Origin of the sequence: Coxiella endosymbiont of Ornithodoros amblus (assembly GCF_019425495.1) — a bacterium.
Classification (GTDB): domain Bacteria; phylum Pseudomonadota; class Gammaproteobacteria; order Coxiellales; family Coxiellaceae; genus Coxiella.
The window spans coordinates 1-10,614 of record NZ_VFIV01000041.1; the positions used below are offsets into that span (position 1 = coordinate 1).

Sequence of the window (10,614 nt, forward strand, 5' to 3'; positions counted from 1 at the left end):
CAATAAATATCAACACCAAGTATTTTAATATCTTTCATCACCTGCTCTTTATTTAAAATAGAAATTCTGTGTTGGCGCATTATAACGCCCCCTTTAAAGAGCGCACTTTTCATTGGGTTGTTTGTTGCATTTTAAATGGTTCTATTTTTTAACTGCGGGGAATCGGAGGTGATGCTAACAAGGCGATTATTATTTAATTGAATATCAAAATGGATACATACGCTGGGGGGCAGGAGCCATTTCTCTGCTTTTTCAGGCCATTCAATCAATAAAATGGAATCCTTTTTTAAATAATCGGTTAATCCTATGTTCCAGTATTCGTCTGCTTCAGAGAGCCGATATAAGTCAACGTGCGCGACTTCTAATGTTTCTAACGAGTAAACTTCAATTAAAGTATAGCTTGGACTTTTGACAAATCCTTTATAACCAAAGCCTCGCAGGAGTCCGCGCACAAAGGTAGTTTTCCCAGCCCCCAGTTCTCCCATCAAATAAATAACCTCGCCTGCTTGGCAACAATGTGCTAATCGTTGACCTAAAGCGAGCATGGTTTTTTCGGTAGGGATATTTTTTTGAATAAGCAATTAAAATTTCCTAGTTAAGGATTCACTAAAACCCGTAAATGAGGAAATAAATCGGTGGCCAATAATCCCCGCTCTCCTCCCTCCTCTGCTGCGCGATCAGCCGCCATGGAGTGAATAAAAACGCCTGCTTGAGCGGCTGACATTAGGCTCAATTTTTGAGCGACCAGGCCGCCGATGATACCGCTTAAAATATCACCCATTCCCCCTGTCGCCATGCCAGGATTACCAGCTGGACAGACATAATAAGTGTGGCCTTCGTCTTTAATGAGTGTCCCAGCCCCTTTAAGCACAAGGACACCATGGTATTTTTCTTGCAAAGCGTGGATAGCTTGGAAACGATCGCGTTGAATTTCATTACACGAAACCCCTAGCAATCGGGAAGCTTCACCAGGATGAGGCGTTAATATCCAATCCTCTCGTTCAGAGGGGGATTCCGCAAGTAGGTTTAAACTATCAGCGTCAAGTACTTTAGGAAGATCAGTTTTTAATACTCTGTTTAACAAGGATTCTGCCCAATCAGACCTTCCTAAGCCAGGTCCAATCACCACAACGGTCGCCGCGGCAAGGAGCGGCTTTAGATCATCCGCAGTGGCCACTTGGTGGCACATTAATTCGGGCCGAGGCCCACTAATGATAGAGACATGTTCCGGACGCGTGGCGACCGTTACGAGCCCAGCGCCGACACGCGCAGCGGCTTCTGCAGCCATTCGTACGGCTCCGCCCATTCCATAATCACCGCCGATCACCAAAACGTGCCCGTAGCTGCCTTTATGGGCATCACGCGCTCGCTTAAGTAGCAAAGGAAACACTCCTTTCCATTCCAATAAATGAGTATCGGCAGAGATGAAGCGAAAAAAGGACTCCGAAAGTCCTAAGCGATCCGTGATCAACTCGCCACAGTAAGCAGGTGCTTTATCGGTATACAAACCTCTTTTGGGAGCGATAAAGGTGACAGTTAAATTGGCTTTTACAGCCATCCCCTGGATCTCTCCAGAATCAACGTTAATGCCCGAAGGCACATCAAGGGCTAATACGTATTGTTCTGCCCGATTAATGGCGGCAATGAAACGATCGTAGGGCGTTTTCACTTCTCCGGAAAGTCCACTGCCTAAAAGTGCATCCACGATCACTTCTCCTTTAAAAAGAAGTGGCTCTGGAAAAGGTAAAATAACCAGATTAGCAGCTTCGCAGGCGTTAGCGGCTTGAGCAGTCGCACCTTTTAGTTGGTGGCGTTGCCCGGCCAAATAGACGGTTACTTTCAATCCGTTTTCGTAAGCCAAGCGCGCAAGCACTAACCCGTCGCCCCCGTTACTCCCCTTCCCACAAGATACGGTAATTTCTTGAGCCTCAGGGCATCGCGCCAGGAGCGCTTTAAAAGCAGCCTCTCCGGCACGACACATTAATTCATATTCACTAATACCCGATTCAACTGCCAAGCGCTCTAATTCGCGAATTTGGCGGTTTTGGTACAATGCTGTCATTCTTTTTTCTCTATTATTCTTTATAAACGCAGTCGTTTTCTGGAAGCGTGTCAGAAGATAGAAACGGGTAATAATATAACGAAATGGAGTCAACATAAAGCTATATCATTAATCACAAGTCACAGTAAATTCATTTTAAACTTCGTGATTACATGCAAGGGAAGTCCAGGCGCATATTCGGCGCGTTGCGCGCGAGCACGCTGGGTCCCTACTATGCAGGAACCAGGAAAAATAACTTAGAATGGGAAAATTTATATCAAGGTTTTACTGTTAATCGTCATTCCCACGCAGACGGCGAACTTTAAGTTTTTTGGTTTTTGCCATACTAGTGGGTAATGATATACATAGAGCCACTAGCCTCGACCTTTCTTTCTAGGGGATTGGCGCTTTTGTGGTGGGGGGAATTTGCCTCTTCTAACACAAAATCGATTTTACGATCGTCTAAATCAACCCTGGCGACAATAACATGGATAATATCGCCCAGTCGGTAAACCCGGCCGCTACGTTTTCCACGCAGAAGATGATGAACAGGGTCAAAATGGTAGTAATCGCTCTCTAGCGCCGTAATGTGCACTAATCCTTCGATATAAATTTTATCTAATTGTACAAAAACGCCAAAACCTGTAACATCAACGATATGTCCTGCATAAGCTTGACCTATTTTATTCATCATATATTCGCATTTTAACCAGTCAACCACTTCGCGTGTCGCACGGTCGGCGCGACGCTCTGTCATCGAGCAATGCTTTCCCAATTCGGCTAATTTTGGGTTGTCGTAATGAAATTTCTTTGGAGATTTTTTTTGTAATGCGTGCCGAATCCCACGGTGAACCAGTAAATCCGGGTAGCGCCGGATGGGCGAGGTAAAATGACAGTAACGCTCGTAAGAAAGGCCAAAATGTCCTCCGTCTTCAGGGGTATAAATGGCTTGTCGCAGCGAGCGAAGCATCACCGTTTGTAATAAATGAGCATCGGGACGTTTCTCAATGCGCAATAATAATTTTGCATAATCCATCGGCATTGGCTTATCACCGCCCGTCAAGCGTAATCCAAACGCGCAAAGAAATTGTTTAAGGGCATGTAATTTTTGCTCATCAGGACCTTCGTGTACACGATAAAGCGTCGGAATATTTTTTTCTTGTAAAAAATGCGAGGCCGAAACGTTAGCTATTAACATACATTCTTCAATGATGCGATGCGCTTCATTGCGTACGACAGGAACGATGCGTCTAATTCTTCCTTTTTGATCAAATTGAATTCGAGTCTCAGTCGTTTCAAATTCTATTGCACCGCGATTAATACGTTGTCGCAACAAATTTTGATAAAGTTGAGCTAAATTTTTAATATGTGGTATAATTCCTCCATTTTTAATTTTTTCTCCGCGGAGCATCGCGGCGACTTGAGTGTAGGTCAAACGCGCATGGGAATGAATAACGGCTTCATAAAACTGATATTTGCTGACTTTTCCTTTGGAAGTAAGGTGTATTTCGCAAACAATGGCTAAACGATCTTTATTTGGTACAAGCGAGCAAAGGTTATTAGATAAAGCTTCGGGTAGCATTGGAATAACTTTCGAGGGAAAATAGACAGAATTTCCCCGTAATTGACCTTCTTTATCTAATGCACTCTCTCTAGAAACGTAATGGGAAACGTCAGCAATAGCGACATAGAGTTTCCAACCGCTCGATTTCGATTCGCAATAAACAGCATCATCAAAATCTCTCGCGTCTTCGCCATCAATAGTCATGAAAGGCAGCTTCCGAAGGTCTTTGCGTTCTTCTTTGTCATATTCCATCAATTCCACGGGTAGTTTTTTGGCTTCCTGCAAAACTTCGTTCGGCCAGCGGTAGGGAAGCTCATGGGTCCGAATGGCCAGTTCAACCTCCATTCCAGGGGTTAATTGGTCGCCCAGTATTTCAATAATACGTCCCATCGCTTGGCGACGCTTGGTGGGTTGCACGGTAATTTCTGCCACCACAAATTGCCCCGTTTTTGCCTCTCCTTGCTGGCCGGGAGGAATTAAAATATCTTGGGTAATTAATTTATGATTCGGGTCAACAAAGGAGATCCCCCCTTCTTCAAAATATCGTCCAACAACTTGATGAGTATTTCGCTCCAAAATTTCCACGATCGCTCCTTCTGGTCGGCGCTCTTTCGGATTGGCAATACGAACTAAAACGATATCGTCTGTAAATAGCATTCGCATTTCCCGAGTGGGCAGGAAAATATCGACAGAACCGTCATCAGGAATAAGGAATCCAAAGCCGTCACGGTGCGCTTGGACACGACCCCGGATCAATTCCAACTCTTTAAGTGATACATAACTACCACGCCGATTTCTAATCACTTGACCGTCCCGCTCCATGGCGATTAACCGGCGCTGTAGGCCATCCTTTTCCTCCGATTTTTTTAAATTAAAAGTGCTTAATAAATGTCTAAAGCTGACGGGGCGGTTGATTTCTTTAAGATATTGGATAATGAATTCCCGGCTGGGAACCGGATGCTCATACAAAGACGTTTCCCTTTTGTAATAGGGATCTTTTTTTCGATAAGGTTTAACCACTAGTTCCTCTTTTTTAAGGGTAAAACGGAATAATACCGCATCTATGCTATTATTGTAATTATGGAAAAGAGGAGTCAATGAAGTGAGTAAATGGATTTCCGTCAGCCTTATTTTATGCTGTTAGCAGGATGCGTAGAATATAGCCTCTTCCAGCACGAACCCCCCCAATTAGCCCTGAGCTTGTAACGTTTGCCCTTTCCTGGACGAATTGACGCATTTCTCCCAAAAAATTATAACTCATGTCTCTGCTAAGCACTTTATTCGCGGTTTGTTCCAAATAAGTCAAGCTTCGCCAATGGGGCGCCCCGGAGCTAACACCGCATCAATTTGCGCCGAATTTAATTGTTGAAAATGTGAAAGCAAATTCGGCTGCGTCGTAATATTCATTTTAACGAGCGTCGATAAAGGAATTAATTGCCAACTCGCTGTATATTTACATAAATCTGTTCTAAGTTGCTGGGATTTAAGCGAAATAATCGGCTTAATTGAGGAATTACTTTATAGCTTTGTTCCATCATCACAAAACGATTAATGTAATTACCTTCCAACGAATAAGCCGATATTTGACTTAAACTCTGCATAGTGACGCCTAAATCGCCGGCTTTGTTTCGATCGATAATTACATTTAATTGTAGATTGTTATATTTCAGTTCGCTATCGACAAAAACAAGCCGCTTTTTTTCGCCCCCCACCCACTATTTTCCGTTGCTAAATAAATTTTGTTAAAAGGAGCGATCGAAGTCAAATTGAACAGGTAAGCCGGTGACCCTGACCGGTAAGGAAGCTAAAGGAAAAACGACGGTTTATAGCCCCGCCACGATATTAAGTTCGCGCTGCAAAATAACTTGCGCTTGTTTTTGCAATTCTTGTCGGTGATCCCACGGCTTCATTATCATCGCCGCCAAGACGGTGTTTACTGTGCCAAATCTGTTAATTATAAAATAATTGGCCGTTGAGAGGATATTTTAAAATATTTTTCGTATTGTTTACTATAAACTTCGATATAATCGATGTTGACGTATTGCGGGGCTTGCGCCTGCACGAAGAGCGCACCTCGATCTTCTTCAGGCGCCAACTTTGGGGTGGTATTCATGTAAAAATTAAAACAACTGGCCAAATACGGAAACGGCTAATAAGATCATCAGAAAACGGTGATTTAAAACCCCGTGTAAGCAGCGCGAATAAACTTGCTTTAATCGTTCAAACGAACGATTAATAAATTGCAGATAAGGTTGCTTTCTAATGTTTTGGTTTAAAAATTTTGATCACATCATCGGTGATTAAGGTGAGCGAAATAATACCTGAAACGATAACTGCACCAGCTAGCGTAAAAGCAAATTCGGTGAATAAAGCTCCTGTTAAACCAGTCATAAAACCGATGGGTGCATAAAGCGCTGCCAGCGTAAGGTCAGAAATAATAGGAAAAACAATTTCGAGAGCCTTTCGAATAGCTTCGTGGAAGCCATCCACGCCCTCTTCAATATGTCGATCAACGTTTTCCACGAAAAATAATAGCGTCATCCACCACTAAACCAATAGCTAGTACCATCGACAAAAGTGTGAGTAAATTCAGCGAATATCCTAAAAACCACATAAGAAAACAAACACCAATAAGCGAAAGCGGTATCGTATTCAAGGCCCAGTAATATTTTTTTAACGTTAGCAATCATGCTCAGGGGATTGGACGCGAGGGCCGTATTAACGGCAACAAAATATAGCGATTTTCCCATTCATATAAACGCTTGAATTGTAATCTTGAGTGCCAAACTCAACACGGTCAATATCTCGTATTCGAATCAATGTGCCATTAACCTCTTTGATGACTAAATTTTCAAACGCTTGTTTGTCCCCTATGTCCGTTTTCGCTTTTTTATTTATATAGTTAAAGTGTAATGAAATCGCCTTTCGTTTGTCCCGCCGCGGATTGAAAATTATTATATCAACGCTTACGTCACTTCGGTCAGGGTTATACATTTAAGTCGGCCATTCGTATTGACTCCCTCGGCGCCAGCGATCGATTTTTCAAGCCGCGTTGTATAAAACCTTTGATTAAAGAAACAGACGCGCCAGGGTAAGCTGTCGAAATGGTAATTAACGTATCATTCATTTTAGGGTACTGGCGCACTTCCATTTTAGTAATCGCAAGCAAGCCAAAAATAAAAATAAACAAGCTCACAACAATGGCGAGAACTGGGCGAATGATAAATTTATCTGTAAATTTCAAACTTGCCATTAAGATCCCGTCAATGTTTCTCGGTTTTCTGGTTTTAATACCACACTGTTATCGATTTTAACGCTAGTTCCTTTATGAAGTTTATTTTTGCCAGAGGTAACGACTTCTTCACCCGCTTTAACGCCTTTTTTTATAACGACTTTATTATTATTTCATATCGCCAATCTCAATAAGACGTTGGCGCGCAATTAAAGCTGCTTACCCTTTTTATTCTTACCCGGCTCTATCACAAATACCGTATCAACCATACAAAGAATAAGTCACCGCGGTTTGTGGCACGGTTTACCACAGCTTTTTTCTTAGGCAGATAAACAGTAACGTTTGCGAATGTGCCGGGGTAAAGTCGATAACCCTCGTTAGGAATGGTTCCTTGAACGTTAATATCATGCGTGGCTTTCGTCACCAAAGAATCAAGTGCTGTAATTTTACCATCGAATTTTTCTTCAGGATAATAATCCACAGTAATGGAAAGTTTTTGATTCAAGGAGAGATCTTTTTAAAAACTGTTCAGGCAACGAGAAATTTACATACAAAGGACCGAGAGACTGAAAACTAACCAACGTATCACCAGGATTAACGTATTAACCCAAATTAACTTGTCGAATGCCAATTTTTCCAGAAAAAGGAGCGCGAATATTCTTTTTTGCTAATAGCGACTAATGACTTATTCACTTTAGCAAGAGTCGATTTTGAACGTAAGGCTACCTTACATAAAACAGGTCCAATCGCTAGAAGCGATTACGATCAAGCACTTGCCCAATTGCAGCAAACAGAAGCTCAAGTGAATAAGTCATTAGTCGCTATATCCAGAGCCGTCTAATTATTTTTAAGATCTTGAACGTCGCTTGAATCGTCGGCTTGAATCGTCGGCTTGAATCGTCGAGTTGAATCAGCAATTCACCGATTTTGACTAATTGGCCCGAGGAAAAATGGATAGAGATTACCTAGCCGCTCACTTCAGGACTGATATTCACGCCCTGAATCGCACTCAAGCTACCCACCGCAGTCAATACGGGCTGCCAACTTTCACTGAGAGCTTTTGAGTCGATATAGTCACAGGAGGAGGCACGAATTCTTTCACAGCTTTTTTGACAAGATAGATGCGCAAAGCATCGAAATCCACGACAATAGCCAGAAAAAAATTAATACGGCCTTTAGATTTCATCATGCTAAACAAGCTCCTGCTTAATCAAATGCTTATTTAAGAGACAATTAAATTCTCCCCTCTCAACAAAGAGTCTCCTATGATATCATTGTCCCCCAAGTTTCCCAACGCCCCGGTGGCACAGTTGGATAGCGCAGTCCCCTCCTAAGGGACAGGTCACAGGTTTAAATCCTGTCCGGGGCACCAGTTTGGCAGCTACTCAAAAGCAGACTATACTTTGTATAGTTAAAGTAATAATAATTGAGGAAACCAATATGAATATTCGTTCCTTAGCACTCTATTTTATTATCATGTTAGGTTTCGGGGTTTCTGCTACGACTTTCGCACAAGGAATAAACGTGAACCAAGGAATTTTGACAGGATTTTACGTCAAAAATAATACAGGGGAAGACTATAAATTAGTTCTATTTGGTACGTATTGTATGCAGTTGGTCAAAGTAAACGGACAAGAACTAAAAATCGTGCTGCCCTTTCCAAAGAATTCCGAAGCCAATTACATTGAATATTAACCGAAAAGGCGGCTTTTGTGCTTACAAAGGTTCAGCGACCATATTAGTTTCAAAAAAAAGTGTATGGGGGCAGTGGCAACTTTAAATTTAAGCGGCCAACTCAAACCTGGCACTTCTTCAAATTATAAACAATGTGAGATGAGTTCAAAAATCTATGGACATCAAAAAACAACTCTAGATGTTGATCGCATAACCTATCCTTGTAACATCACTCTTTCCAAAGGTAAATAGATGCGAAAAGAGTCCGACAGTATGGGTACGATTGAAGTGCCCAATGAAAAATATTATGGCGCGCAATCACAGCGCTCATTAGTTAATTTTGCCATTGGGCGCGAAACGATGCCGCCTGAGCTCATTCGCGCTTTTGGCATTTTGAAAAAAGCGGCTATGCTCACAAATGTTGAATTGGGCAACCTACCTCAAGAAAAAGCTAACTTTATTCTTAAAGCCTGCGAAGAGCTGATCACTGGAAAACTAAACGATCATTTTCCATTGAAAATTTGGCAAACCGGCAGCGGCACACAGACCAACATGAATGTGAACGAGGTTATCAGCAATCGCGCGATTGAGTTAGCTGGTGGAAGATTAGGAAGCAAAGAACCGGTTCATCCGAACGATCACATTAATATGTCGCAATCTTCAAATGATACTTTTCCAACAGCAATGCACATTGCTGCTGCCGAAATGATAACGCATCAGCTTATCCCTAATCTCACTGTCTTACGCGATACCTTGGAAAAAAAATCCAAGGAATTTTTCAGAATCATTAAAATCGGTCGAACACATTTGCAAGATGCTGTGCCATTAACGTTGGGCCAAGAATTTTCAGGTTATGTCGCTCAACTCAACTATAACCTGGAAGCCATTAATGATGTGCTTCCAACGCTCTATCGTCTCGCGCTCGGCGGGACAGCGGTAGGTACGGGGCTGAATACCCACCGGCAATTTGCCAAAAAAGCTGCTGAACACATTGCCGAACTGACAGGAATGCCCTTTTATTCGGCGTCTAATAAATTTGCCGCTCTGGCTGCCAACGACGAAATTGTTTTAGTCAGCGGCGTTCTCAAAACCTTTGCCTGTTCGTTGATGAAAATTGCAAACGATATTCGTTGGTTGGCTTCCGGACCGCGTTGCGGCATTGGGGAAATTGTCATCCCAGAAAATGAGCCAGGCTCTTCAATTATGCCGGGTAAAGTAAATCCAACGCAATCTGAAGCAATGACGATGGTGTGTGTTCAGGTGATAGGAAACGATACGAGCATTACCATCGCAGGATCGCAGGGGAATTTTGAACTGAATGTTTACAAGCCCGTGATGGCTTATAATTTAATTCAATCTATTTATTTATTGTCCGATGTTTGTCGTTCCTTTAATGATCATTGCGCCGTTGGAATCAAACCTAATCAAGAAAAAATCAATGACTATCTGAATAATTCTCTAATGCTAGTCACTGCATTAAATCAAATCATCGGTTACGACAAAGCCTCAGAAATTGCTAAAAAAGCTTACAAAGAAGGCAAGACACTTAAAGAAGCTGCTCTTCAGCTAGGTTATTTAACCGCAAGCGAATTTGATAAAGCCGTAGATCCCAAAAAAATGGTCGTTATTTGAATAAGTATTGCCTAATCACTGGAAATTGCCTATTCTTTATTTCGAGCACATAGTGAGGTATAGAAAAATGTCTAATCTCAATAATAATGATGATGATAGGTTTTCTTTAGAACTTCTACTTATCCTCCTAAAGAGGGACTCCTTTTTTCGCAGATATGATCGGCTTATTCACTTGCTGCAGAATATCGAACGTCAATTTTTTGCCTTTAATCGAGTCATCAATATTTGTAGTCTATTTCTGGTGAAAGCTTAATAAAAAGGGTAGTGGTCATTTTTACCCCTATACTCTTTAACAAGCACTTATAAATAATAACTTAATCTTAAGAATTTATAAAAGCGGGCGCGCGGGTTTATGAAGAAGCTAGCGTTGATTTTAGAGAGCGAAGCTTGAGATTAATGCAGCGGATCAAACGGGTGTTCAATCGTTTGTATACAGAGTGGTTGAACCGGGACGAAGTGATGGATTATTAC

6 protein-coding genes, 1 tRNA gene and 4 pseudogenes are annotated in these 10,614 nt (G+C 42.0%); 5 read left to right on the top strand and 6 right to left on the bottom strand.

Translation table 11 applies throughout. The annotated features are described in order from the left end of the window. Positions 1-131: 131 nt before the first annotated feature. Positions 132-581, bottom strand: coding sequence for a tRNA (adenosine(37)-N6)-threonylcarbamoyltransferase complex ATPase subunit type 1 TsaE (gene tsaE / locus FIV31_RS05665; protein ID WP_280124105.1), 450 nt, complete (start codon positions 579-581; stop codon positions 132-134). A 14-nt stretch (positions 582-595) separates the two neighbouring features. Beyond that, positions 596-2,062, bottom strand: a complete 1,467-nt coding sequence (locus tag FIV31_RS05670) for an NAD(P)H-hydrate dehydratase (protein ID WP_280124106.1) — start codon at positions 2,060-2,062, stop codon at positions 596-598. Between the two features lie 39 nt (positions 2,063-2,101). On the opposite strand from FIV31_RS05670, the pseudogene FIV31_RS05675 reads away from it, so the two are divergent. Next, positions 2,102-2,173: pseudogene (locus FIV31_RS05675) on the top strand (hypothetical protein); the annotation flags it as partial. 214 nt (positions 2,174-2,387) lie between these two features. On the opposite strand, the gene rnr reads toward FIV31_RS05675, so the two are convergent. The 3 genes and pseudogenes from rnr to FIV31_RS08610 all read right to left on the bottom strand — a co-directional run. After that, positions 2,388-4,625, bottom strand: coding sequence for a ribonuclease R (rnr, locus tag FIV31_RS05680; protein ID WP_280124107.1), 2,238 nt, complete (start codon positions 4,623-4,625; stop codon positions 2,388-2,390). A gap of 196 nt (positions 4,626-4,821) precedes the next feature. Then, a pseudogene (locus tag FIV31_RS08605) lies at positions 4,822-6,858 on the bottom strand (efflux RND transporter permease subunit); the annotation flags it as partial. Then, a pseudogene (locus tag FIV31_RS08610) lies at positions 6,858-7,542 on the bottom strand (efflux RND transporter periplasmic adaptor subunit); the annotation flags it as partial. The pseudogenes FIV31_RS08610 and FIV31_RS08605, both read right to left, overlap by 1 nt. 40 nt (positions 7,543-7,582) lie before the next feature. Here FIV31_RS08610 and FIV31_RS08830 point away from each other — a divergent pair. Then, entirely contained in the window at positions 7,583-7,678 is a 96-nt protein-coding gene (locus tag FIV31_RS08830; RefSeq protein WP_482766093.1) for a hypothetical protein, read from the top strand. Here the strand turns inward: FIV31_RS08830 and FIV31_RS08615 are convergent. Continuing rightward, positions 7,678-8,026 (bottom strand): annotated as a pseudogene (locus FIV31_RS08615) (efflux RND transporter periplasmic adaptor subunit); the annotation flags it as partial. The gene FIV31_RS08830 and the pseudogene FIV31_RS08615 sit on opposite strands and share 1 nt — an antisense overlap. Positions 8,027-8,132: 106 nt before the next feature. Here FIV31_RS08615 and FIV31_RS05730 point away from each other — a divergent pair. The 3 genes from FIV31_RS05730 (at position 8,133) to fumC (ending at position 10,143) form a co-directional block, all read left to right on the top strand. Then, positions 8,133-8,209 (top strand) — tRNA-Arg (locus FIV31_RS05730). Between the two features lie 68 nt (positions 8,210-8,277). Continuing rightward, complete coding sequence (locus FIV31_RS05735) at positions 8,278-8,532, top strand: hypothetical protein (RefSeq protein ID WP_280124116.1); 255 nt, start codon at positions 8,278-8,280, stop codon at positions 8,530-8,532. Between the two features lie 231 nt (positions 8,533-8,763). Further along, on the top strand, positions 8,764-10,143 hold the full coding sequence (fumC, locus tag FIV31_RS05740) for a class II fumarate hydratase (protein ID WP_280124117.1): 1,380 nt from the start codon (positions 8,764-8,766) through the stop codon (positions 10,141-10,143). Positions 10,144-10,614: the final 471 nt, after the last annotated feature.